20 protein-coding genes are annotated in these 22,078 nt (G+C 69.3%); 11 read left to right on the forward strand and 9 right to left on the reverse strand.

The features are described 5' to 3' along the window. Positions 1 to 16: 16 nt before the first annotated feature. From murJ to trxA, 6 genes are all read left to right on the forward strand, one after another. Complete coding sequence (gene murJ / locus HZS56_RS08145; protein WP_216720013.1) at positions 17 to 2,404, forward strand: murein biosynthesis integral membrane protein MurJ; 2,388 nt, start codon at positions 17 to 19, stop codon at positions 2,402 to 2,404. A 139-nt stretch (positions 2,405 to 2,543) separates the two neighbouring features. Then, positions 2,544 to 4,241 carry a protein kinase family protein gene (locus tag HZS56_RS08150; protein ID WP_216720014.1) on the forward strand — a complete coding sequence of 566 codons (1,698 nt, stop codon included), beginning with the start codon at positions 2,544 to 2,546 and terminating at the stop codon, positions 4,239 to 4,241. Between the two features lie 27 nt (positions 4,242 to 4,268). Then, positions 4,269 to 4,994 (forward strand): RNA polymerase sigma factor SigM, encoded by a 726-nt coding sequence (gene sigM / locus HZS56_RS08155; RefSeq protein ID WP_216720015.1) that lies wholly within the window; start codon positions 4,269 to 4,271, stop codon positions 4,992 to 4,994. After that, positions 4,991 to 5,884, forward strand: coding sequence for an RsmA family anti-sigma factor (locus tag HZS56_RS08160; RefSeq protein ID WP_507227378.1), 894 nt, complete (start codon positions 4,991 to 4,993; stop codon positions 5,882 to 5,884). Before sigM ends, HZS56_RS08160 begins: the two co-directional genes overlap by 4 nt. 170 nt (positions 5,885 to 6,054) lie before the next feature. Then, the gene (gene trxB / locus HZS56_RS08165; protein ID WP_216720016.1) at positions 6,055 to 7,023 is read left to right on the forward strand and encodes a thioredoxin-disulfide reductase; all 969 of its coding nucleotides are present in this window, start codon (positions 6,055 to 6,057) and stop codon (positions 7,021 to 7,023) included. A gap of 38 nt (positions 7,024 to 7,061) precedes the next feature. Continuing rightward, a complete protein-coding gene (gene trxA / locus HZS56_RS08170) occupies positions 7,062 to 7,394 on the forward strand; it encodes a thioredoxin (RefSeq protein WP_216720017.1) in 333 nt (110 codons plus the stop codon). Between the two features lie 93 nt (positions 7,395 to 7,487). Here the strand turns inward: trxA and HZS56_RS08175 are convergent, their stop codons facing one another. The 9 genes from HZS56_RS08175 to rpmH all read right to left on the reverse strand — a co-directional run bounded on the left by HZS56_RS08175 (position 7,488) and on the right by rpmH (position 14,435). Next, positions 7,488 to 8,105, reverse strand: coding sequence for a GNAT family N-acetyltransferase (locus HZS56_RS08175; RefSeq protein WP_216720018.1), 618 nt, complete (start codon positions 8,103 to 8,105; stop codon positions 7,488 to 7,490). A 327-nt stretch (positions 8,106 to 8,432) separates the two neighbouring features. Further along, the gene (locus HZS56_RS08180; RefSeq protein WP_216720019.1) at positions 8,433 to 9,527 is read right to left on the reverse strand and encodes a ParB/RepB/Spo0J family partition protein; all 1,095 of its coding nucleotides are present in this window, start codon (positions 9,525 to 9,527) and stop codon (positions 8,433 to 8,435) included. Next, a complete protein-coding gene (locus HZS56_RS08185) occupies positions 9,524 to 10,597 on the reverse strand; it encodes a ParA family protein (protein WP_216720037.1) in 1,074 nt (357 codons plus the stop codon). The genes HZS56_RS08180 and HZS56_RS08185 overlap by 4 nt, the downstream gene beginning before the upstream one ends. Positions 10,598 to 10,858: 261 nt before the next feature. Then, positions 10,859 to 11,578: a 16S rRNA (guanine(527)-N(7))-methyltransferase RsmG gene (rsmG, locus tag HZS56_RS08190; RefSeq protein ID WP_216720020.1), complete on the reverse strand. Its 720-nt coding sequence runs from the start codon at positions 11,576 to 11,578 to the stop codon at positions 10,859 to 10,861. A gap of 125 nt (positions 11,579 to 11,703) precedes the next feature. Further along, complete coding sequence (locus tag HZS56_RS08195; protein ID WP_216720021.1) at positions 11,704 to 12,216, reverse strand: Jag family protein; 513 nt, start codon at positions 12,214 to 12,216, stop codon at positions 11,704 to 11,706. A 15-nt stretch (positions 12,217 to 12,231) separates the two neighbouring features. Further along, the gene (gene yidC, locus HZS56_RS08200) at positions 12,232 to 13,530 is read right to left on the reverse strand and encodes a membrane protein insertase YidC (RefSeq protein WP_216720022.1); all 1,299 of its coding nucleotides are present in this window, start codon (positions 13,528 to 13,530) and stop codon (positions 12,232 to 12,234) included. A gap of 3 nt (positions 13,531 to 13,533) precedes the next feature. Beyond that, entirely contained in the window at positions 13,534 to 13,908 is a 375-nt protein-coding gene (yidD, locus tag HZS56_RS08205) for a membrane protein insertion efficiency factor YidD (RefSeq protein WP_216720023.1), read from the reverse strand. Then, positions 13,905 to 14,276, reverse strand: coding sequence for a ribonuclease P protein component (rnpA, locus tag HZS56_RS08210; RefSeq protein WP_216720024.1), 372 nt, complete (start codon positions 14,274 to 14,276; stop codon positions 13,905 to 13,907). The genes yidD and rnpA overlap by 4 nt, the downstream gene beginning before the upstream one ends. Before the next feature lie 21 nt (positions 14,277 to 14,297). Next, positions 14,298 to 14,435, reverse strand: a complete 138-nt coding sequence (gene rpmH, locus HZS56_RS08215; RefSeq protein WP_003975051.1) for a 50S ribosomal protein L34 — start codon at positions 14,433 to 14,435, stop codon at positions 14,298 to 14,300. A 376-nt stretch (positions 14,436 to 14,811) separates the two neighbouring features. Between rpmH and dnaA the strand changes: the two genes are divergently transcribed. The 5 genes from dnaA (at position 14,812) to HZS56_RS08240 (ending at position 21,899) form a co-directional block, all read left to right on the forward strand. Continuing rightward, complete coding sequence (gene dnaA / locus HZS56_RS08220; protein ID WP_216720025.1) at positions 14,812 to 16,860, forward strand: chromosomal replication initiator protein DnaA; 2,049 nt, start codon at positions 14,812 to 14,814, stop codon at positions 16,858 to 16,860. 956 nt (positions 16,861 to 17,816) lie between these two features. Then, positions 17,817 to 18,947, forward strand: coding sequence for a DNA polymerase III subunit beta (gene dnaN / locus HZS56_RS08225; RefSeq protein WP_216720038.1), 1,131 nt, complete (start codon positions 17,817 to 17,819; stop codon positions 18,945 to 18,947). A gap of 289 nt (positions 18,948 to 19,236) precedes the next feature. Further along, on the forward strand, positions 19,237 to 20,121 hold the full coding sequence (gene gnd, locus HZS56_RS08230; protein ID WP_216720026.1) for a phosphogluconate dehydrogenase (NAD(+)-dependent, decarboxylating): 885 nt from the start codon (positions 19,237 to 19,239) through the stop codon (positions 20,119 to 20,121). Between the two features lie 72 nt (positions 20,122 to 20,193). Then, positions 20,194 to 21,315 (forward strand): DNA replication/repair protein RecF, encoded by a 1,122-nt coding sequence (gene recF / locus HZS56_RS08235; protein ID WP_216720027.1) that lies wholly within the window; start codon positions 20,194 to 20,196, stop codon positions 21,313 to 21,315. Then, a complete protein-coding gene (locus tag HZS56_RS08240) occupies positions 21,312 to 21,899 on the forward strand; it encodes a DciA family protein (RefSeq protein WP_216720028.1) in 588 nt (195 codons plus the stop codon). The genes recF and HZS56_RS08240 overlap by 4 nt, the downstream gene beginning before the upstream one ends. Positions 21,900 to 22,078: the final 179 nt, after the last annotated feature.

Genomic DNA, 22,078 nt, shown 5'->3' on the forward strand with positions numbered 1-22,078 from the left:
ATGAGGTGGGGTAACCATGAACGCGCCGTACGACGGTGACCGCGGTCAGGCCGTGGACGGCTCGGGGCACCCCCAGGGTCCGCCGCAGGACCCCGGCCGGACACCGCCGCAACCGCCTGCGGACATGTACCTCCAGGACGCCTACGACCAGGATCCCTACCGGGCGCAGGACCTCTCCGCGCAGGACCCGGTCTCCGAGGCGCTGTACGACCGCGCCTCGCACCCCCCGCCGCCACCCGGCGCCCACCCGCAGCAACCGCTGTACTCACAGCCCGCCCAGTCCCCCCATGCCCCGGACCCACGCGTGTGGGCCCAGCCCCCGGCCCCGGAACCCGAGGGCCCGACGCAGTACCTGCCGTACGGCGACGACCCGCGGACCACCCGGTTCGTCGGCGTGGACGACCTGGTCTCCCAGGCCGGCGACCAGCGCCACGAACCGGATGCCTTCGCCCACCTCTTCCGCGACCAGCAGCACGGCGGCGGCCATCCCTCCTACGACGGCCGGTCCTCCTACGACGACCACACCTCGGTGCCCGCCCCGGCGCCCGGTCCGTACGGCGGGGCGCCGGGCCCGGTCCAGTACGGGGGCCCCCAGGGACCCGCGCCGTACGGGAACCCCCCGGCCCCCGGCCCGTACGGCAACCCGGCTGCCTCCTCCCCGCCGCACGAGCAGCACGCTGCGCCCGCGCCCGGCCAGTACGCGGTTGCCCCGACACCGGAAGCGGCCGAGGCTCCGCTCGAGGAGCCGGAGCCGGCCGCCGCACCCAAGAAGGGCGGACGTGCAGGCGGCCTGCTGAAGTCGAGCGCCGTGATGGCCGCCGGCACGATGGTCTCCCGGCTCACCGGGTTCATCCGGTCGGCACTGATCGTCTCGGCACTGGGCGTGGGCCTGCTCGGCGACACCTTCCAGGTCGCCTACCAACTGCCCACGATGATCTACATCCTCACCGTCGGCGGCGGCCTCAACTCGGTCTTCGTACCGCAGCTCGTACGGGCCATGAAGGATGACGACGACGGTGGCGAGGCCTACGCGAACCGCCTGCTGACCCTGGTCATGGTGGCGCTCGGCGCGCTCACCGTGCTCACGGTCTTCGGCGCGCCCCTGCTGATCCGGCTGCTGTCCAACCCCGTCGCCAGTGACCCGGCGGCGAACGAAGTCGGCATCACCTTCGTCCGCTACTTCCTGCCGTCCATCTTCTTCATGGGCCTGCACGTGGTGATGGGACAGGTCCTCAACGCCCGCGGCAGGTTCGGCGCGATGATGTGGACCCCGGTCCTGAACAACATCGTCATCATCGTGACCCTGGGCATGTTCATCTGGGTCTACGGCACCGCGGAAAGCTCCGGCATGAAGGTCACGAGCATCCCGCCGGAGGGCGAGCGGCTGCTCGGCATCGGTGTGCTGCTGGGCCTCATCGTGCAGTCCCTGGCCATGATCCCGTACCTGCGGGAAACGGGCTTCCGGCTGCGGCCTCGCTTCGACTGGAGGGGGCACGGACTCGGCAAGGCCGTCACCCTCGCCAAGTGGACGGTCCTGTTCGTGCTCGCCAACCAGGCCGGCGCCATGATCGTCATCCAGCTCTCCACCGCGGCGGGCAAGGCGTCTCCCGTCGACGGCACCGGCTTCGCCGCCTACGCCAACGCACAGCTCATCTGGGGCCTGCCCCAGGCCATCATCACCGTTTCGCTGATGGCCGCCCTGCTGCCCCGGATCTCCCGCTCGGCGGCCGAGGAGGACGGCGGTGCGGTCCGGGACGACATCTCCCAGGGCCTGCGCACGACGGCCGTCGCCATCATTCCCGTCTCCTTCGGCTTCCTCGCCCTCGGCATCCCGATGTGCACCCTCATGTTCGGCTCCTCGGGCACCAGCGAAGCCACCAACATGGGCTACATGCTGATGGCCTTCGGCCTCGGTCTCATTCCGTACTCCGTGCAGTACGTCGTCCTGCGCGCCTTCTACGCCTACGAGGACACGCGGACCCCCTTCTACAACACGGTCATCGTGGCAATCGTCAATGCCTCCGCCTCCGGGCTGTGTTACCTCCTGCTGCCCGCCCGCTGGGCCGTTGTCGGCATGGCCGCCTCCTACGGCCTGGCCTACGTGATCGGCGTGGGTGTCGCCTGGCGCAGGCTGCGCAAGCGGCTCGGCGGAGACCTGGACGGCGCCCGGGTGCTGCGGACGTACGCACGGCTGTGCATCGCCTCCGTGCCGGCCGCCCTGATCAGCGGTGCCGCCTGCTACGCCATCGGCCACGCGCTCGGTCAGGGCGCCGTGGGGTCGCTCGCCGCGCTGCTGGCCGGCGGGCTGCTGCTGTTCGGTGTCTTCTTCGTGGCCGCCCGCCGCATGCGCATCGAGGAAGTCAACTCTCTGGTCGGCATGGTGCGCGGACGCCTGGGACGCTGAGAGCCGGGGTAGGCGCACAACCATCGTCCGCCGCCGTGTGTCGTGCATAGCGGCGGACTGTGGGCACAATTGGGTTCGGCGTCGGACGCGCTGATCGGAAGTCGGACGACGCGCACGGAATGGGGAGGCAGGAACGACGGTGGCGGAACGGAGCACAGCTGCCGTCGACGTGGCAGACAACAGCGGTGAAGAACCGCTGACCGCACAGGCGGACCAGTCCACGGCCGACGGGGTGGCCAACAACCGGGAGCGGGACACGGACAGCGACGAGGTACAAGGGGCCCCCACGGGCGAGGACTCCGGCACGTCCTCGCCTCCCGACCCGCACAGCGGACACAAGCTCGCCAGACGCTACCGCCTCGAGGAATGCGTCACCCGTCTGGACGGCTTCAGCAGTTGGCGCGCCGTCGACGAGAAGCTCCGCCGGGCCGTCGGCGTCCACATCCTTCCGGCCGACCATGCCCGGGCCCGGTCGGTGCTGGCCTCCGCACGCTCCTCCGCCCTGCTCGGCGATCCCCGCTTCGTCCAGGTGCTGGACGCCGTGGAGGACGAGGACCTCGTCTACGTCGTTCACGAATGGCTCCCCGACGCCACCGAGCTGACCGCTCTGCTCGCCTCCGGACCCCTGGAGGTGTACGACGCCTACCAGATGGTCAGTCAGGTCGCGGCAGCCATGGCGGCCGCCCATCGCGAGGGCCTGTCCCACCTGAGGCTGAGCCCCAACGCGGTACTGCGCACGTCCACGGGCCAGTGGCGGATCCGCGGACTCGCCGTCAACGCCGCGCTGCGCGGGATCAGTTCCGACACCCCGCAGCGCACCGACACCGAGGCCATCGGCGCCCTGCTGTACGCCACGCTCACCCAGCGCTGGCCCTACGAGGACGATGCCCACGGTCTGGTCGGCCTGCCGAAGGACATCGGTCTCATCCCTCCGGACCAGGTGCGTGCGGGTGTCCACCGGGGCCTGTCGGAGCTCGCCATGCGGGCGCTCGCCAACGACGGGGCGACCGCTTCCCGGCACGAGGCACCGTGCACCACGCCGGAGGAGCTGGTGAAGGCGATCGGCGAGATGCCCCGCATCCGCCCGCCGGAACCGGCGTACACCGCCCCGCCCGCGTACCAGGGCACGGCCTATCAGCAGGGCGCCTACGGCCGCTCGGCACCACGCCCCGGCACTGCCCAGCCGGCACCGACGCCGCCGCCTCCGTTGCAGAGCCGTACCGGCAAGGCACTCAAGTGGGGCGTCTCCGCACTGCTGATCGCCGCGCTCGGCCTCGGCAGCTGGCAGCTGGCGGACGCGCTCATGGAGCGGGGCGGCAAGGCCGACGACCCGGACCGGACACAGACGGTGGACGGCGACAACGACAAGGGCCCGAAGGCACCCACGTCCGGCAAACCGGTCTCGATCACCGGGGCGCGGGACTTCGACCCCTTCGGCGACCAGTCCGAGAAGCCGTCCGAGGTGGGCAACGTCTACGACAACGACCCGTCCACCTACTGGCAGACGGACTACTATCTCAGCTCCGACTTCGGCCGCCTCAAGGACGGGGTCGGCGTCATCCTGGACCTCGGCAAGGTCCAGCAGGTCGGAAAGGTGACCGTCACCTTCCTCGGGAACACGTCCGTCGAACTGCGCAGCGCGAGCGCGGACGCCGCAGGGGAGCCGACCTCCTTCGACGGCTTCCAGAAGGTTGCCGAAGGCTCTGGCACGACGGTGGAACTCAAGCCGGGCAAGGCGCTCAAGAGCCGGTACCTCCTGGTGTGGCTCACCGATCTGCCGATGCAGGCGAACGGCGAATGGCGCGGCCGCCTGGCCGACGTCAAGGTGACCAGCTGACGGCATCCGACTCGAAGAGGGAGTGTGATGGCGAGCGGCACGAGTCATGACGGCGTGGCCGATCAGGAGCTGCTCGCCCGCCATGTCGAGGGAGACCCCGACGCCTTCGGCGAGCTGGTGCGCCGGCACCGGGACCGCCTGTGGGCCGTGGCCCTTCGGACGCTCGGGGACCGTGAGGAAGCTGCTGACGCCGTCCAGGACGCGCTCGTCTCCGCCTACCGGGCCGCCCACACCTTCCGTGGGCAGGCAGCCGTCACCACCTGGCTGCACCGGATCACCGTGAACGCCTGTCTGGACCGTGCCCGCAAGGCCGCCTCACGGAAGACCGCGCCCGTCGACGACACCGAGCGCCTGGAGCAGCTCCTGGAGCCGCACGAGTCGGCCTCCGCTCCCGCCGAACGCAACGACCTGCACCGCCAGCTGCTGGAGGCCCTGGGCACGCTGCCGGAGGACCAGCGGGCCGCCCTGGTCCTGGTGGACATGCAGGGTTACCCCGTCGCTGAGGCCGCCCGGGTCCTCGATGTGCCGACCGGCACGATCAAGAGCCGATGCGCCCGCGGCAGAGCCAGACTGCTTCCGCTCCTCACCCATCTCCGTCCGGAGGGCAGCGGCGGAACGACGAGACGGGGCACGGAGCGGAACCGGACGCCGGGGGCATCCGTCCCACCCGCAGCGGGACCGCGCCGTGCGGATCCGACGGGAACAGGGCCGAGCGATTCAACCGCAGTGAAGGGCGGAGGTGGACGAGCGTGACGTCGTCGACGACTGACATGACCGGACACCCCGATGTCGCGGAGCTCTCCGACCTCACCGAGGGCCTCCTTCCGACCGCGCGGACCTCGGACATACAGCGGCACCTGGACACCTGCGAGCTCTGCGCGGACGTCTACGCCTCACTGGAGGAGATCCGGGGGCTGCTCGGCACCACGCCGACACCCCCACGCATGCCGGACGACGTGGCCGACCGTATTGACGCCGCTCTGGCCGCCGAGGCGCGGCTGACCGCGGGCACTCCGGAGACACCTCCGACGGCCCACGACGATGCGCGTGTTTCACGTGAAACATCGGCATCGGCGGACCGACCCGCCGGGCACGCCCGTTCCTCCTCCACCGGCCCCGGACGCAAGGGCCGCAGGCGAGGCGGGCGGCGCAGGGTCGCAGTCCTGGGTGCCGTGGCCGCCGCTGCCGCCATCGGACTGGGCTCTGTCATCGTGTCCGCCCTCACTGAGGGCTCCACTCCCGAGGGCACCGTCCACGAGCAGCAGACCGCACTCGCCGACACCTTCTCCGAGGGCCGGCTCGAAGACAAGGTCACCGGCCTCGTCGCGGGTCAGCAGAGTGGGTCGCGGACACCACGCAGCTTCGGCGTGGAGTCGGAGAACGGCACGGAGACGGGTGCCGAGAACCACATCTTCAAGCAGCCGACGGTGCCGGAGTGCATTCAGAGGGGGATCGGCCGCGACGACGCGGTGATCGCCACCGAGGAAGGCGTCTACAAAGGCAAGGAAGCACTCCTCGTAGTGCTGCCCGACACCTCGAACGACACCAGGGTCACTGCTTACGTCGTCGATTCCGCCTGCGTGAGGCAGCCCGCCGTCGGCAAGGCCGAAATCCTCCTGACCCGTTCCTACGCGCGCTCGTAGCGGCTGACCGTCCTCTTCTTCCGGCATTCCCTGCGGCGTCCCCGCTCCGTCCCTGTGCGCCCGGGCACAGCGGGAATGCGCGCCCCGTAGGATCCGTTAGGTCGGGTGAGAGTTCCGAGTGCAGCTCCACCCGGCCCTGAAGACACAGTCCAGAGACGAGGAATGAAGCCGTGAGCGACGTCCGAAACGTGATCATCATCGGCTCCGGGCCCGCCGGCTACACGGCGGCGCTCTACACCGCGCGCGCCTCCCTGAAGCCGCTGGTGTTCGAGGGTGCCGTGACTGCGGGCGGAGCACTGATGAACACCACCGAGGTGGAGAACTTCCCTGGATTCCAGGACGGAGTCATGGGCCCCGAGCTCATGGACAACATGCGGGCCCAGGCGGAGCGCTTCGGTGCGGAACTGATCCCGGACGATGTCGTGGCCGTCGACCTGTCCGGTGAGATCAAGACCGTCACCGACACCGCGGGCACCGTCCACCAGGCCAAGGCCGTCATCGTCACCACCGGATCGCAGCACCGCAAGCTCGGTCTGCCGAACGAGGACGCCCTCTCCGGCCGTGGTGTCTCCTGGTGCGCGACCTGCGACGGCTTCTTCTTCAAGGACCAGGACATCGCCGTGATCGGTGGCGGTGACACCGCGATGGAGGAGGCCACGTTCCTCTCCCGCTTCGCCAAGTCCGTGACGATCGTCCACCGCCGGGACACTCTGCGCGCCTCCAAGGCGATGCAGGAGCGCGCTTTCGCCGACCCCAAGATCAGGTTCGTCTGGGACAGCGAGGTCGCCGAGGTCCAGGGCGACCAGAAGCTGTCGGGCCTGAAGCTGCGGAACGTCAAGAACGGCGAACTCTCGGACCTGCCGGTGACCGGCCTGTTCATCGCGATCGGCCACGACCCGCGCACCGAGCTCTTCAAGGGTCAGCTCGACCTTGACCCGGAGGGCTACCTGAAGGTCGACGCCCCGTCGACCCGCACCAATCTGACCGGTGTCTTCGGCGCCGGTGACGTGGTCGACCACACGTACCGCCAGGCGATCACCGCCGCCGGTACCGGATGCTCCGCGGCTCTCGACGCCGAGCGCTTCCTTGCCGCGCTGAGCGACGAGGACCAGGCGGAGCCCGAGAAGACCGCTGTCTGACCCCCACTCCCACGCACCAACCAGTTAAGGAGCCCGCCGTGGCCGGCACCCTCAAGCATGTAACCGACGCCTCCTTCGACGAGGACGTCCTCAAGAGCGACAAGCCTGTCCTGGTGGACTTCTGGGCCGCCTGGTGCGGTCCGTGCCGCCAGATCGCGCCGTCCCTCGAGGCGATCGCCGCCGAGTACGGTGACAAGATCGAGATCGTCAAGCTGAACATCGACGAGAACCCGGGAACGGCTGCCAAGTACGGCGTCATGTCCATCCCGACCCTGAACGTGTACCAGGGTGGCGAGGTCGCGAAGACCATCGTCGGTGCCAAGGCGAAGGGCGCGATCATCCGCGACCTTGAGGACTTCATCGCCGACTGACGTTTCACGTGAAACACGCATGGGCCGATCCAGCGGATCGGCCCATTGCTTTTCGGCAGCCTGCGACGGCGGCACACGCTCCCGATCCTTCCGTCAGAGAGGTCGGAGCACTGGCTCCTTCTGGACGGCTCCAAGCAGTCGGTCCAGTGCCATCTCCACGTCCTCCTTCCAGGACAGCGTCGACCGTAGGTCGAGCCGCAGTCGCGGATGACGAGCATGGGGACGGACCGTCTTGAAGCCCACGGCCAGCAGATGATCTGCGGGCAGGACGCAGGCGGGCTCCTTCCAGCGGGCGTCGCCGAAGGCCTCGATCGCTTTGAAGCCACGGCGCAGCAGATCCTTGGCGACCGTCTGCACCATGACCCGCCCCAGTCCCTGTCCCTGGTAACCGGGCATCACGAAGGCGGTCATCAGCTGCACCGCATCGGGTGAGACGGGGCTGGTGGGAAACGCCGTCGAACGCGGTACGTACGCGGGCGGTGCGTAGAGAACGAATCCCGCCGGAACGTCATCGACGTAGACCACCCGCCCGCACGACCCCCAGTCCAGCAGGACGGCCGAGATCCAGGACTCCTTTTCCAGGGCCGACGTGCCTGCTTCTACCGCGGCTTCACCGCTGACGGGATCCAGTTCCCAGAAGACACACGAGCGACAGCGCTGGGGAAGGTCCTGAAGGTTGTCCAGCGTGAGCGGTACGAGCCGGCGCCCCATGAAGGCTGTTCCTCGCTTCCTTCGCCCGCCGCGTCGCGGGCGGCTGTCAGAGCGCTCCGTTCCCTGAGCAGGCTGCCGATGAACCCACCGACCGCGCCCAGCCCCAGGCCCGCGCTCACCAGTTCGGTACGGCTCATCGTTCGCATGGCCCCTGCCTTCCTTTCAGAGGTACTGCCAGGTGACAAAGCCATCCTCTGCGCATCGTATCCACGATGCGGTGGCCCCGACACCGACGCAAAGCAAAGGGCGGGCCGTGTTCCGGTATGCACCGGACACGGCCCGCCCTGCCGTCAGTGGAACGCCGTCGGACGCCTGCCTAGCCCCACATCACGAGTCCGGCTCCTCGTCCTCCAGCAGGCCCTTCTGGAGCACCGGACCCTCCCCGGGAGCAAGGCTGCCGAGGATCCGCTCCAGGTCTTCCATGGAGGCGAACTCCACGGTGATCTTGCCCTTCTTCTGCCCGAGGTCGACCTTGACGCGTGTCTCGAAGCGATCCGAAAGGCGTGTGGCCAGGTCCGAGAGCGCCGGTGAAACCAGCGAACCGGCCCTCGGTCCCTTGGCACGCTGGGGCTTCTGGGGCCGCGAACCCATCAGGGTCACGATCTCCTCCACCGACCGCACCGAGAGCCCCTCGGCCACGATGCGGTGGGCCAGCCGATCCTGCTCCTCCGGGTCGTCGACAGAGAGCAGGGCTCGTGCGTGCCCGGCCGACAGGACACCTGCGGCCACACGAGTCTGGACCTTCGGGGAGAGCTTGAGCAGTCGCAGCGTATTCGAGACCTGGGGACGGGAACGCCCGATACGGTCCGCCAGCTGGTCATGCGTGCAGTTGAAGTCCTTCAGCAACTGGTCGTAGGCGAAGGCCTCTTCCAACGGGTTCAGCTGCGCCCGGTGAAGGTTCTCCAGGAGGGCGTCCAGAAGAAGCTTCTCGTCCTCTGTCGCCCGGACGATCGCCGGAATGGCATCCAGTTCCAGCTCGCGGCAGGCGCGAAAGCGACGCTCGCCCATGATGAGCTCGTAGTGACCCGGTCCGGTCGGCCGCACCACGACCGGCTGGAGGAGCCCCACCTCTCTGATGGAGGTGACCAGCTCGGCCAGCGCATCGTCGTCGAAGTCCTTACGCGGCTGCTTCGGGTTCGGTGTGATGGCGTCGAGCGGCACCTCAGCGAAGTGCGCGCCCATGGGAGCCCTGAGCCCCTCCGCGCCGCTGGGAGCCGTCGGCTCCTCTGTTTCACGTGAAACAGCGGGCAGCGTGGCTACCTTCGCTGCGGCCACTCCCCGTTCGTTCGGCACCCGGGGCACCGCCCCCGTGGACGCGGCAGCCGCGCTTCCCAGCGCCGCCGACGCCACGGACTTCTCCGTCGGAGCGTTGGGGATCAGTGCGCCCAGACCACGGCCCAGCCCCCTCCGTCGCTCACTCACTGGATCCCCTCCACCATGTTCGGATCATTCTGGGCGCCGAGGTGGGCCTGCGTCGCGTCATAGGCGACGCCCACCCCCTTCAGTGCCATCTCACGTGCCGCCTCCAGATAGGAGAGGGCGCCACTTGATCCTGGATCGTATGTCAGAACCGTCTGCCCATAGCTCGGAGCCTCGGAGATACGGACCGAGCGGGGAATGCTGGTCCGCAGCACCTCGTCGCCGAAGTGGCTGCGGACCTCGTCCGCGACCTGGGACGCGAGGCGCGTCCGGCCGTCGTACATGGTGAGCAGGATGGTCGACACGTGCAGCGCGGGGTTGAGGTGCCCACGGACCAGGTCGACGTTGCGCAGCAGCTGCCCCAGACCTTCCAGCGCGTAGTACTCGCACTGGATCGGGATCAGTACTTCCTGGCCCGCGACGAGCGCGTTGACGGTCAGCAGTCCAAGCGAGGGCGGGCAGTCGATGAGGATGTAGTCCAGCGGCTGCTCATAGGCCGAGATCGCCCGCTGGAGCCGGCTCTCACGTGCAACCAACGAGACCAGCTCGATCTCCGCACCGGCGAGGTCGATCGTGGCGGGGGCACAGAAGAGCCCCTCGACATCGGGGACCGGCTGGACCACTTCGGAGAGCGGCTGGCTCTCGACCAGTACGTCGTAGATGGATGGGACGTCGGCGTGATGGTCGATGCCCAGAGCAGTGGAGGCGTTCCCCTGAGGGTCAAGGTCGACGACCAGAACCCGGGCTCCATGCAGAGCGAGCGACGCGGCAAGGTTCACAGTCGTCGTCGTCTTGCCCACGCCTCCCTTCTGGTTGGCCACCACCATGACCCGGGTCTGCTCCGGGCGTGGCAGCCCTTCGCCGGCGCGGCCCAGAGCTTCCACCGCCAGCTGGGCAGCTCGACCGATCGGAGTGTCGTCCATCGGAGGCGGTGTTTCACGTGAAACATCCGCTCCCATCGACTCGGTACGGGGACCGGGGACCGGATCGGTCATCGGTCCCGCGATATTGGCGTCGGACCGCAAGGATTCACTCTCCTCGACTTCAGGCTCGCAATGAACAGAGCCTCCCATGTCTTCGGGGTCATGAACCAGTGAGGCCTGGTGTTCTGTGGAGAAATCCACCTCTGTGGACAACTCCGTGCTCTTTCCGAGCGACCCGAGAGGCTTTCGGTCGCGGGGGTCTGCCGCGGCGCGGCCGCGACTGATGATGCCGTGCAGCAGTGAGCGACGTTTCACGTGAAACACGATGCACAGCAGTAGATGCCGAACTGCCGCGACACTCCGGCACGCACAGGCAGGGCAGCTTGTGTGGAGTACGACCGACGATCGAGCTTATCCGCGACGCCGACGCGTCCGGCCCGTCCGGGCCGCCTTGGCCCGCTTGGCGGCAAAACGCACGCCGCCGGGGCTCTCCCCGACCTCGACCCGCACCACGGTGGACAGAGGATCCACGACCCCCTGCCCGACCTGAACGATGGATGTCTCCTCAGCGCCCAGCTTGCTCAGCGCCGCGGTCGCGGCCTTGAGCTCCTCCTCGGCCGTGTCGCCCTTGAGCGCCAGCATCTCGCCGTAGGGGCGCAGCAGGGGAATGCCCCATGTGGCCAAGCGGTCCAGCGGAGCGACGGCACGGGCCGTCACCACGTGCACCGGTGACATCTTGCCCATGACCTCCTCGGCCCGGCCGCGGACCACCGTGACATGGTCCAGGCCCAGCAACTCCACGACCTCGGTCAGGAAGTTCGTGCGTCGCAGCAGCGGTTCCAGCAACGTGATCTTGAGATCGTCCCGCACCAGCGCCAGCGGAATGCCGGGCAGACCGGCCCCCGAGCCGACGTCGCACACCGTCACTCCCTCGGGCACGACCTCCGAAAGCACCGCGCAGTTCAGCAGGTGCCGCTCCCACAGGCGAGGCACTTCACGCGGACCGATCAGACCGCGCTTCACCCCCGCCTCGGCAAGCAGTTCCGCATAGCGGACCGCATCCGCGTAGCGATCACCGAACACGTCGCGTGCCTGCTCGGGCACGGGGGGAAGCTCCGCTGCCTCCGACACGGGGACCGTCCTTCCGTACGGCACCGGGCGCGCGAGGCGTCGGTGCCAGAACCACCAGAACTATCAGGCTGACAAAATTCGGCCCCGTCTGCGCAACAGACGGGGCCGGAGAACGAGAGGACCGATCAGGCGGGAAGCACGACGACGAAGCGCTCCGGCTCCTCGCCCTCGGACTCACTGCGCAGTCCCGCCGCCTTGACCGCGTCGTGCACGACCTTGCGCTCGAACGGCGTCATCGGCTTCAGCCGCACGGACTCGCCACTGCTCTTGACCTCGGCAGCGGCCTTGGCCCCCAGCTCGGACAGCTCGGTGCGCTTCTTGGCCCGGTAGCCCGCGACGTCGAGCATCAGCCGGCTGCGGTCGCCGGTGTCCCGGTGCACCGCCAGGCGCGTGAGCTCCTGCAGAGCCTCCAGCACCTCGCCGTCCCGGCCGACCAGCTTCTGCAGGTCCCGGCTGTTGCTGTCGCTGATGATCGAGACGGAGGCGCGGTCGGCCTCGACGTCCATGTCGATGTCGCCGTCGAGGTCGGCGATGTCGAGCAGACCCTCCAGGTAGTCCGCGGCGATCTCGCCCTCCTGCTCGAGGCGGGTGAGGGTGTCTGCGCCCTCGGCAGCGGCGGAGGTGGTGCCTTCCGTCACGGGATGGACTCCTTCTTACTTCTTCGACGGGGACTTGGGCCGCTGTGGACCCTTGCGCTGTCCGGACTGGGCCTTGCTGCGGCCGCCACCGGACTTCTGAGCCGGCTTCTTGGCAGCGGCGGCGGGCTTGTTGCCCTGCTTGGTGTCCTGCTTGCTGCCGGGCTTGGCATCCTGCGGCTCGTCCGACTTGTCGAGCGACGTCTTCGGCTCGGCCTCACCGGCGGTCCTGGCCTGGCGCTGGGACTTGCTCTGCCGCTTGGGCTGCTGCCGCTTGGGTGTGGCCGCGGCCGGCGTACCGTCCGCGCTCTGGGCGGCGACGGCGGTGTCGTTCTTCTCCACGTTGCCGTCGGGCTGAGCGGCCAGGCCCGCCTTGTTCAGGCCGTTGATGAACTTGCGCTCGAACTCGTTGCGGTCGCGGCCCTTGGCGACAATGGCCTTCACGACGGCCTTCTGGCCCCGGCCACGCGTCTTGCCGTGCTCCATGACGCTCTTGTGCAGCCGCTCCAGGTAGGAGGCCTGCGCCTTGGAGCCCGGAGTCGGGTTGTTGCGGATGACGTACATCTGCTGGCCCATGGTCCACACGTTGGTGGTCAGCCAGTAGACGAGGACACCGACGGGGAAGTTGACACCGAAGACGGCGAACATGACGGGGAAGATGTACATCAGCATCTTCTGCTGCTGCATGAACGGCGTCTTCACCGTGGTGTCCACGTTCTTCGTCATCAGCTGGCGCTGGGTGAAGAACTGCGAGGCCGACATCAGCACGATCATGATGGCGGTGACGACGCGGACGTCGGTCAGAGAGGCGCTGAGGGCGGTGACGTCGCTCTCGCTGCTGAAGAACTTGGAGGCCAGCGGGGCCCCGAAGATGTGTGCCTTCTGCGCGCTCTCCAGCAGGTCCTGGTTGACCGCGCCGATGGTGTCCCCGGACGCGATGCCGTTGAGCACGTGGTAGAGGGCGAAGAAGAACGGGGACTGCGCCAGGATGGGAAGGCACGAGGAGAGCGGGTTCGTACCCGTCTCCTTGTACAGCTTCATCATCTCTTCGGACTGACGCTGCTTGTCGTTCTTGTAGCGCTCCTGGATCTTCTTCATCTCCGGCTGGAGCGTCTGCATCCCGCGCGTCGCCTTGATCTGCTTCACGAAGAGCGGGATCAGGCAGATACGGATGAGGATCACCAGGGACACGATGGACAGGCCCCAGGCCCATCCGGTGTCAGGTCCGAAGATCGCCCCGTACACCGTGTGGAACTGGACGATGACCCAGGAGACGGGCCAGGTGATGAAGCTGAAGAGGCTGGCAATCGTGTCCACTAATCATGCTCCTTGGGCATGGGGCGAGGTCTCTGCGGCCGGGCCCGGGGGACCGGACTGGCTCGTGGGAGCCGGCCGTCCTTCGGTGGCCGGTTCGGCGGCGGAGGTCCCGCCCTTGCGTGCCCGCCAAGCGGCACGCAGTTGTTCGTGCCACCGCGGGCGCTTGCGCGGCGGAACATGGTCCACGCCGCCCAGCGACCACGGATTGCACCGCAGGATGCGCCAGGCGGTCAGCGCTGTGCCCTTGACGGCTCCGTGCCGGTCGATGGCCGTGTAGCCGTAGTGGGAACACGACGGGTAGTACTTGCACACCGGCCCCAGCAGCGGACTGATCGTCCACTGGTAGAGCTTGATCAGTGCCAGCAGTGGGTACTTCATCGCGCGCCCCCTCCCAGTAGCCGCGCCAGGGCGGCGTCCAGGTCTCGGGCCAGCTGTGCATGGTCGGCGTCGCCCGCACCGGGCAGCGCTCGTACGACTACCAGGCTACCGGGGGGAAACAGGTCGATCCGGTCGCGCATCAGATGGCGAAGCCTGCGCTTCACCGTGTTGCGCACGACCGCGCCACCCACGGCTTTGCTCACGACGAAACCCGCACGTGTCCGGGGAGCGCTCTCCCCAGGCGCGTGCGGGTCCGTGGCACCGCTTCGAAGATGGACGACAAGGGCCGGGCGACCGGCCCGGCGCCCCCGTCGTACCGCGGTCGCGAAGTCCTCGCGCCGCCTCAGCCGGTTCTCGGTGGGCAGCACGATGTCATGACCTGACCGGGATCAGGCGGACAGACGGGCGCGACCCTTGCTGCGGCGGGTCGCCAGAATCGCGCGGCCGGCACGGGTACGCATACGCAGCCGGAAACCGTGGGTCTTCGCACGACGGCGGTTGTTCGGCTGGAAGGTGCGCTTGCTCACTCGGGGGCTCCAGAAAGATTCGGGGTTGGCGGGGTGCCGTCCTGGCTGTCACCGTGCGCCCACGAGTAGCTCGCGTTACGCCCGAGTGCACCGCTTTTCGATCACCTTGGACGTGACCTGTGCCCATCGGAGGCAGGCGGCAGCAGCCATCGACAACTCGACCTCGTCACGGTACGTGGGACTGCGCCATTCGGTCAAACCAGCGGTGACCGGGAGACACTTGTCCACAGGCTGGGGACAACAACTTGAACCCTACCGGCCGCCCTGACTACCGTGGCTGAACTCCGATTCGTTCCCTTATCCCTGCCCCACCCGAGTTTCATCCCGACCCGTCCCCGAATCACACCTTCGAGGGACTCGTGAGAGAGCGTGCCCTGTGGCTGACGTACCTGCCGATCTTGCCGCAGTGTGGCCACGCGTACTGGAACAACTTCTCGGGGACACCCGCGGGCAGGGCGTCGAGTCGAAGGACGAGCACTGGATCCGGCGCTGCCAGCCGCTCGCGCTGGTCGCCGACACCGCCCTGCTCGCCGTGCCCAACGAATTCGCCAAAGGCGTGCTGGAGGGGCGTCTCGCCCCCGTCGTCGGCGAGACGCTGAGCCGCGAGTGCGGCCGGCCGATCCGCATCGCGATCACCGTCGACGAGACCGCCGGCGAGCCCGTCGGCCCCGCTCCGGCCCCGGCCCCGGCACCTCAGTCGTCGCCCGGCCGCCCGCCGTCCCGCTACGAGGAGCCGGAACTCCCCGCTCCGGGACAGGGCCGCGAGGACTACCGCGACGAGTACGAGGGATACGGCCGCTCCCGCGCCGACCAGCTCCCGACCGCCCGCGCCGACCAGCTCCCGACCGCCCGCGCCGACCAGCTCCCGACCGCCCGCCCTGCGTATCCGCAGGAGTACCAGCGCCCCGAGCCCGGCTCCTGGCCCCGCCCCGCCCCGCAGGACGACTACGGCTGGCAGCAGCAGCGCCTCGGCTTCCCGGAGCGGGACCCCTACGCGTCGCCCTCCCAGGAGCCCTACGGCCAGGAGCCGTCCCGGTACTCCCACGACTCCTACGAGCAGGACTACCGCCGCCCATCCCCGGAGCGCCCCTCGTACGACACCCCGCGCGTCGACTACGACCAGCCGCGGCCCGACTACGACGCGCCCCGCGGCGACTACGAGCAGTCCCGGGGTGACTACGACCAGCCACGCGGCGACTACGACAAACCCCGCCCGGACTACGACCAGCCGCGGGGCGACTACGACCAGCGCGGCCCCCGGCGGGACCTCCCCGAGCCCCCGCCGGGCTCCGGGCACGTCCACCGTGGCGGCCCCGTGGGCCCCGGGCCCGCCACGGGCGCGCCCGGACCGCTGGCCGCACAGCCCGCGCCGGCGACCGGTCCGGGTGAGCCGACCGCGCGCCTGAACCCGAAGTACCTCTTCGACACGTTCGTCATCGGCGCCTCCAACCGCTTCGCCCACGCGGCGGCCGTCGCCGTCGCAGAGGCGCCCGCGAAGGCCTACAACCCGCTCTTCATCTACGGGGAGTCGGGGCTCGGCAAGACCCACCTCCTGCACGCCATCGGGCACTACGCGCGCAGCCTCTACCCGGGCACACGGGTGCGGTACGTGAGCTCCGAGGAGTTCACCAACGAGTTCATCAACTCCATCCGCGACGGCAAGGGCGACAGCTTCCGCAAGCGCTACCGCGAGATGGACATCCTGCTCGTCGACGACATCCAGTTCCTGGCGGACAAGGAGTCGACGCAGGAGGAGTTCTTCCACACCTTCAACACACTGCACAACGCCAACAAGCAGATCGTGCTGTCCTCCGACCGGCCGCCCCGGCAGCTGGTGACGCTGGAGGACCGGCTGCGCAACCGTTTCGAGTGGGGCCTGACCACCGACGTCCAGCCGCCCGAACTCGAGACGCGCATCGCGATCCTGCGCAAGAAGGCGGTGCAGGAACAGCTCAACGCCCCGCCGGAGGTACTGGAGTTCATCGCCTCGCGGATCTCGCGCAACATCCGCGAGCTGGAGGGCGCCCTGATCCGGGTGACGGCCTTCGCCTCGCTCAACCGGCAGCCGGTCGACCTGGGCCTGACGGAGATCGTCCTCAAGGACCTGATCCCCGGCGGCGAGGACTCGGCCCCGGAGATCACCTCCACGGCCATCATGGGTGCGACCGCCGACTACTTCGGCCTCACCGTCGAGGACCTGTGCGGCACCTCGCGCGGGCGGGCGCTGGTGACCGCGCGGCAGATCGCCATGTACCTGTGCCGGGAGCTGACGGACCTGTCGCTGCCGAAGATCGGCGCGCTGTTCGGCGGCCGGGACCACACCACCGTGATGCACGCCGACCGCAAGATCCGCAACCTGATGGCCGAGCGGCGCTCCATCTACAACCAGGTGACCGAGCTGACCAACCGCATCAAGAACGGCTGACGCCCGCCCGCACCGCCCGCACAGGCGCCTTCTGGACACCAGTGGGCGCCTTCTTCATGCCCGGCGGCACCTGTCCCGCGCCCTCGTCATTCCCTGACGCCGCCCCTGCCGCCCCTTGTCGTTCCCCTGCCGCGCCCCAGTGGCCTCCGGCCGCCCTCGTACGGCTGTCCTGTCCGCTGTTCGAATACCTGCCGGGTTACGGGCTTCCTCCACAGATTCGGCCACTTTTTTCCGTCCACACCTTGGGGACTGGGAAGTTGTCCCGATCCTGTCCACAGGTCAGGCTGGTGAGGGATCATCAGGGCAGGTCACCTCCCTGTGGATTCGTGGACGAAGGATCTCCACAGGCTGTGGACAAAGAAGTGATCCACAGGCTGTGCATCAAGTTGTCCACGGGCAACCCACAGGCTGGAGCCAGTTGTCCCCAGCGATCCCCAGCTTCTCCACATGCCTGTCCACTGTTCGGCAACGTGACGCGCCCTGTCACCGCGTCGAGTGAAAGGCGTCACATCAAGGTGCCGGGTTGGGCTGTGGGAAAGGTGGGTAAAGCTGGGGACGGCGCTGGGGAGAACTCGCCCCTGCCTGTGCACGGAGTGTGCAGAACTTTCTGTTCTCCACAGATACGCCCGGTTGTCCACCGGCTCCGCCCACAGGCCCCGTGGACAAAATCTTGGGTCTGACCTGCGCAAACGAGGTTATCCACGGTATCCACAGGCCCTACTACTACTGACGACCATAGAGAGAGCGGAATCCGTTTCGAAGCGGGTCCTGTGCACAACTCGCTCTCTCGGGCCCAACTGCCCCTCGTCACGACTTGACCCCGAACGGCACCTACTGTCAGTGGGGTGCGTCAGACTGGTCCCGGTGTTCTGCCCCTCACAGCGGCGGGCGACACCGGTCAGACGACGAAGGCGAAGCAGGGCGAGCAGCGCCGGCAACAGCAGGAGGCGGCAACAGTGAAGATCCGGGTGGAACGCGACGTACTCGCGGAGGCAGTGGCCTGGGCCGCGCGCAGCCTCCCGGCCCGTCCGCCGGCGCCGGTCCTCGCGGGCCTGCTGCTGAAGGCCGAGGAGGGACAGCTGAGCCTGTCCAGCTTCGACTACGAGGTCTCCGCGCGGGTGTCGGTGGAGGCGGAGATCGAGGAGGAGGGCACCGTCCTCGTCTCCGGCCGCCTGCTCGCCGACATCTCCCGTGCCCTCCCCAACCGGCCGGTGGAGATTTCCACAGACGGTGTACGGGCGACTGTGGTGTGCGGCTCCTCGCGGTTCACCCTCCACACCCTGCCGGTCGAGGAGTACCCGGCGCTGCCGCAGATGCCGGAGGCCACGGGCACCGTCCCCGGCGAGGTCTTCGCCTCGGCGGTCCAGCAGGTCGCGATCGCCGCGGGCCGTGACGACACGCTGCCCGTGCTCACCGGTGTGCGCATCGAGATCGAGGGCGACTCGGTGACGCTGGCCTCCACCGACCGCTACCGCTTCGCGGTCCGCGAGTTCCTGTGGAAGCCGGAGAATCCTGAGGTCTCCGCGGTCGCCCTGGTGCCCGCCAAGACGCTCCAGGACACCGCCAAGGCGCTGACCAGCGGCGACCAGGTGATTCTGGCGTTGGCCGGGTCGGGTGCGGGCGAGGGCCTGATCGGTTTCGAGGGCGCCGGCCGCCGGACGACGACGCGTCTTCTGGAGGGTGACCTCCCGAAGTACAAGACGCTGTTCCCGACGGAGTTCAACAGCGTCGCCGTGATCGAGACCGCCCCCTTCGTGGAGGCCGTCAAGCGCGTGGCCCTGGTCGCCGAGCGCAACACCCCGGTGCGGCTCAGCTTCGAGCAGGGTGTCCTCATCCTGGAGGCCGGGTCCAGCGACGACGCACAGGCTGTGGAAAGGGTCGACGCCCAGCTGGAGGGCGACGACATCTCGATCGCCTTCAACCCGACCTTCCTGCTGGACGGCCTGAGCGCCATCGACTCCCCGGTCGCCCAGCTGTCCTTCACGACGTCCACGAAGCCGGCGCTGCTGAGCGGCAAGCCCGCGCTGGACGCGGAGGCGGACGAGGCCTACAAGTACCTGATCATGCCGGTGCGGCTGAGCGGCTGAGCCCTTCCGCCGCTGCCTGCCGACAGCCTGTCGGGGGGCGGGGGCCGTCCCCGCAGGACCGCAGTACGCGGGGTGCGGCTGAGCCGCGCCCCGGCCGGCCGTGGCGTCGGCGGCTGTCCACAGGGTGGGGACGAACCCGCAGGTGGGGGCCTACGTCTGAGCGCCTGTGCCCACAGCTGTGCACGGGCGTCCGGGTTTAGGCTCGGAGCGGTACGAAAGTGCCGCGGCACGCATCCGGCGGGTACGGAGGTGCCGCCTCGCCACCTCGCACACCTAAGGAACGCAACTGATGGAGCTCGGTCTCGTCGGCCTCGGCAAGATGGGCGGCAACATGCGCGAGCGGATCCGCCGCGCGGGCCACACCGTCGTCGGATACGACCGCAATCCGGACCTCGCCGACGTCCAGAGCCTGGAAGAGCTTGTGGGCAAGCTCAGCGCCCCGCGCGTGGTCTGGGTGATGGTCCCGGCGGGCGAGGCCACCCAGGCCACCGTCGACCGGCTCGGCGAGCTGCTGGAGCCCGGCGACGTCGTCGTGGACGGCGGCAACTCCCGCTGGACGGACGACGAGAAGCACGCCGAGGAGCTGGCCGCCAAGGGCATAGGTTTCGTCGACTGCGGTGTCTCCGGCGGAGTCTGGGGCCTGGAGAACGGCTACGCCCTGATGTACGGCGGCGACACCGAGCACGTCGCCCGGGTGCAGCCGGTCTTCGACGCCCTCAAGCCGGAGGGCGACTTCGGCGCCGTGCACGCCGGCAAGGTGGGCGCGGGCCACTTCGCCAAGATGGTCCACAACGGCATCGAGTACGCGATGATGCAGGCCTACGCCGAGGGCTGGGAGCTGCTGGAGAAGGTCGACTCCGTGGACAACGTCCGCGAGGTCTTCCGGTCCTGGCAGGAGGGCACGGTGATCCGCTCCTGGCTCCTCGACCTCGCCGTCAACGCGCTCGACGACGACCAGCACCTCGACGGGCTCCGGGGTTATGCACAGGACTCCGGTGAGGGACGCTGGACGGTGGAGGCGGCGATCGACAACGCGGTGCCGCTGCCCGCGATCACGGCCTCCCTCTTCGCACGGTTCGCGTCCCGGCAGGAGGACTCGCCGCAGATGAAGATGATCGCCGCGCTGCGCAATCAGTTCGGCGGCCACGCGGTCGAGAAGAACGAGAAGAAGTAGACAGGGAAGAAGCAGGCAGCACCGAGGGGCACCCGCCCGCGGACCGGACACCAGGGAGGTCGGCGCACGACCATGCACGTCACGCATCTGTCGCTGGCCGACTTCCGTTCGTACGCCCGGGTCGAGGTGCCCCTGGACCCGGGCGTCACCGCGTTCATCGGCCCGAACGGGCAGGGCAAGACGAACCTCGTCGAGGCCGTCGGCTACCTCGCCACCCTCGGCAGCCACCGGGTCTCCTCCGACGCCCCCCTGGTGCGCATGGGCGCCGAGCGTGCCGTGATCCGCGCCCAGGTCAGACAGGGGGAGCGGCAGCAGCTGATCGAGCTGGAGCTGAACCCGGGCAAGGCCAACCGTGCCCGCATCAACAGGTCCTCGCAGGTCAGGCCCCGCGACGTGCTCGGCATCGTGCGCACCGTCCTGTTCGCACCGGAGGACCTCGCGCTGGTGAAGGGCGACCCGGGTGAGCGGCGCCGGTTCCTGGACGAGCTGATCACGGCTCGCTCCCCGCGGATGGCCGGCGTGCGCTCCGACTACGACCGGGTCCTCAAGCAGCGCAACACCCTGCTGAAGTCGGCTGCGCTGGCCCGCCGGCACGGCGGCCGGACGATGGATCTGTCCACACTCGACGTCTGGGACCAGCACCTCGCGCGCGCGGGCGCCGAACTGCTCGCGCAGCGCCTCGACCTGATCGCGGCCGTGCAGCCGCTGGCGGACAAGGCGTACGAGCAGCTGGCCCCGGGCGGCGGTCCCGTCGCCCTGGAGTACAAGCCGTCGGCGCCGGGCGAGGCGCACACTCGCGAGGACCTGTACGAGCAGCTCATGGCCGCGCTCGCCGAGGCGCGCAAGCAGGAGATCGAGCGGGGCGTCACCCTGGTCGGTCCGCACCGGGACGACCTGCTGCTCAAACTCGGGTCGCTGCCCGCCAAGGGCTACGCCTCCCACGGCGAGTCGTGGTCGTACGCGCTGGCGCTGCGGCTGGCGTCGTTCGACCTGCTGCGGGCCGAGGGCAACGAACCGGTGCTGGTGCTGGACGACGTCTTCGCCGAGCTGGACGCGCGGCGCCGGGAGCGGCTGGCCGAGCTGGTGGCGCCCGGCGAGCAGGTGCTGGTGACGGCCGCGGTCGACGACGACGTCCCGCACGTGCTGGCGGGGGCGCGCTTCACGGTGGCGGAGGGCACGGTGGAGCGCGTATGAGCGCCGACGCGCCGGGCCAGGGCCCCGAAGATTCCTCGGGCGGGCACACGGCAGGCGGCCCCGGGGCAGGCGGCCCACAGCGTCCGGAACCGTCCGGTGTCGACCTTGCGCGCGTGGCGCTCAGAGCGGCGCGGGAGGCCGCACGCGCGCGCGGGGACGCCGCCCAGCAGAAGAAGCAGGCGCGTCGCGGTGGGCTGCGGTCCGGCGCGCGGGCCGACGGGCGTGACCCCATGGCGCTGGGTGCGGCGATCAACCGGCTGATCACCGAGCGGGGCTGGGAGACGCCTGCCGCGGTGGGCGGGGTGATGGGCCGCTGGCCGGAGATCGTCGGGGCGGACGTGGCCAAGCACTGCGTGCCGGAGCGGTACGACGAGGACGAGCGGGTGCTGGTGGTGCGCTGCGACTCGACGGCCTGGGCGACGAACCTGCGCCTGCTCGCCCCGACCCTCGTGGCCCGGCTCAACGAGGACCTGGGCCACGGTTCGGTGCGGATGATCAAGGTGCTGGGCCCCGGCGGACCCGGCCGCCGGTACGGCCCGCTGCGGGCGCCCGGAAGCCGGGGGCCGGGCGACACCTACGGATGAGCGGCACCGGCCGGATGAGCGGCACCGGCCGGCGAATGACCTCGGCCAGTGAAATGCCCCGGCCGGCGAGTGGTCCCGGAGGGGACGGCACCGGAGAGAGGGCGCACCACGGACGAGTCGGAGCGTCGGCCCGACCCTGACCTCCGAACCCCGAACCCCGAACCCCGAAAACCCCTCCC

The sequence above is a fragment of the Streptomyces mayonensis genome, from assembly GCF_018982965.1.
Taxonomy (GTDB): domain Bacteria; phylum Actinomycetota; class Actinomycetes; order Streptomycetales; family Streptomycetaceae; genus Streptomyces; species Streptomyces mayonensis.

Bases quoted from the DNA above. Each gene is read 5' to 3' on its own strand.
- murJ (WP_216720013.1), top strand. From the start codon at position 17: ATGAACGCGCCGTACGACGGTGACCGCGGTCAGGCCGTGGACGGCTCG.
- sigM (WP_216720015.1), top strand. From the start codon at position 4,269: ATGGCGAGCGGCACGAGTCATGACGGCGTGGCCGATCAGGAGCTGCTC.
- HZS56_RS08175 (WP_216720018.1), bottom strand. From the start codon at position 8,105: ATGGGGCGCCGGCTCGTACCGCTCACGCTGGACAACCTTCAGGACCTT.
- HZS56_RS08185 (WP_216720037.1), bottom strand. From the start codon at position 10,597: ATGGGAGGCTCTGTTCATTGCGAGCCTGAAGTCGAGGAGAGTGAATCC.
- yidD (WP_216720023.1), bottom strand. From the start codon at position 13,908: ATGAAGTACCCACTGCTGGCACTGATCAAGCTCTACCAGTGGACGATC.
- gnd (WP_216720026.1), top strand. From the start codon at position 19,237: ATGGAGCTCGGTCTCGTCGGCCTCGGCAAGATGGGCGGCAACATGCGC.
- recF (WP_216720027.1), top strand. From the start codon at position 20,194: ATGCACGTCACGCATCTGTCGCTGGCCGACTTCCGTTCGTACGCCCGG.
- HZS56_RS08240 (WP_216720028.1), top strand. From the start codon at position 21,312: ATGAGCGCCGACGCGCCGGGCCAGGGCCCCGAAGATTCCTCGGGCGGG.